The 1,627-nt window shown below is 64.4% G+C and carries 2 protein-coding genes and 1 pseudogene; all 3 read right to left on the bottom strand.

The genetic code is table 11. The features are described 5' to 3' along the window. Positions 1 to 111 precede the first annotated feature (111 nt). Complete coding sequence (locus ACE3O8_RS13570; RefSeq protein WP_015740172.1) at positions 112 to 333, bottom strand: DUF2274 domain-containing protein; 222 nt, start codon at positions 331 to 333, stop codon at positions 112 to 114. Between the two features lie 2 nt (positions 334 to 335). Next, entirely contained in the window at positions 336 to 1,469 is a 1,134-nt protein-coding gene (locus ACE3O8_RS13565) for a TrbI/VirB10 family protein (protein ID WP_374390595.1), read from the bottom strand. Next, positions 1,466 to 1,627: pseudogene (locus tag ACE3O8_RS13560) on the bottom strand (P-type conjugative transfer protein TrbG); the annotation flags it as partial. The pseudogene ACE3O8_RS13560 and the gene ACE3O8_RS13565, both read right to left, overlap by 4 nt.

Raw genomic sequence — 1,627 nt, 5'->3', positions numbered from 1 at the left:
ACCCTTCAGAACCGGGAAATGGATCAGCCCGCCAAATGGGACGCGACACGAAAGGCCGTCGATACGTTGATGGAAATCATCGCCGCGACGCGCAATGGCACGCGCGGCACCTCATGAGCGAGATCTTCGGGCGCTGGCAAAGCCCCGATCTGTCGCAATGAACCGCTCCAGCATCGGCACAATCAGCCTGACAGGATCGGCAGCGGGCTGGCCGGTTTCGCGAGCCAGCACTTCGGCATAGGCGGCAAGATCGCGGTGCAGCGGCCCCGGCAGTTCCACCGCCACCTTCACGGGTTTGTCTTCGATGAGAGGCCCGAGCTTCAGCTTCGTCATGGTCAGCTCCTATAAGGTTCGAGTACGAGATCGCGGTTAACGATGACCCTGACCGGGTAGCCCGGCCGGATCGTGAGGGTCGGCGCGACCTGCAACTGGCGCTGGACGATCTGTTGCCCTGCCTGATTGATGGTATCCTGCGCTCCGTCGCGGATGGCCCGGATCAGACGATCCTCGTCGTCGGTCGCCAGTTCCGTGCCGATGCCGAGCAGCGTGGACAGCCCCGCCGCCTTCATGAGATCCCACCAGTGGTAATCAACGCCATCTTCCAGCCCGGCATAGCCGGAAGCGTCCGCACCGGGCTGGCGCTCCAGCACGATAGAGCGGCCGTTGGGCAGGATCAGGCGGTTCCAGACCAGCAGCACGCGGCGCTGACCGAACTGCACACCGGCGTCATACTGACCGATGATGCGCGTTCCCTGCGGGATTAGCAGCAGGCTGCCGGTCGGGCTGTCATAGACATTTTCCGTGACCTGCGCGGTGATCTGGCCGGGAAGGTCCGAGCGGATGCCGGTAATCATCGCCGCCGGGATTACGGCCCCTGCCTGAAGGATGTAGGGCGAGGCTGGCGCCATGATCCGATCCATGGCAACGGTCTGCCGTTCCACCGGCCCATTCAGAAATGCCGTGTGGCGGTCCTGTGTTGCGGGCTGGCCACCAAGGTCAAGGCCAGCAAGGCCCGGCATATTGGAGCCAGGCGTCGTCGCCACTCTTGGCCCGGACTGGAAGAACACTGTACTGAGACGCGCAGCTTCTTCTTCGGCAAGCCGGCGCTCTTCGGCAGGATCGCGGGCAGGCGTCGCCATGGCGGGCGGCGTGACGGGCTGACCCCGGTTCTGGGCATCCAGGATCGGGCCACCGAGATCGCCCGGCAATGCCGGCCCCAGGACCGGCCCGGTATAATCCTTCGGCAGACCCGCCAGTCCATCTGCCGTGGCGCGATTCTCGGTCGAATAGAGTTCTTCACCGTTTCCGCTCATGTCGCGCGTCTGGAGCGCATAGATCAGCGCCCCGCCGATGCCGAGGAGCGCAACAGCCCCGGCACCGGCCAGCATCTTGCGCGACAGGCGCGTGACGTGCGGCGGCTCGGCACGCAGACGCATCGGCGTTGGGTTGGTGGTGGCCTCTTCACTCATGACGGTTGCTCCCCGGTTTTGGCGGGCTGGGCAGCTTGCCTTTGCTCGATGCGAACGATCCTGACCGTCTGCTGCTGCTTGCCGCTACCAAGACGCAGCTCAGCCGCTCCGAACAGCCGATCGACGATCAAGATGTTCTGGTGAACACGGGAATTGAC

Source organism: Sandaracinobacter sp. (assembly GCF_041909755.1).
Lineage (GTDB): Bacteria > Pseudomonadota > Alphaproteobacteria > Sphingomonadales > Sphingomonadaceae > Sandaracinobacteroides.
Note: the sequence above shows the minus strand (reverse complement) of the source record. Positions and strands in the feature narration are given on the sequence as shown.

Coding starts and splice junctions, on each gene's coding strand:
- ACE3O8_RS13570 (WP_015740172.1), bottom strand. CDS start 333: ATGACGAAGCTGAAGCTCGGGCCTCTCATCGAAGACAAACCCGTGAAG.
- ACE3O8_RS13565 (WP_374390595.1), bottom strand. CDS start 1,469: ATGAGTGAAGAGGCCACCACCAACCCAACGCCGATGCGTCTGCGTGCC.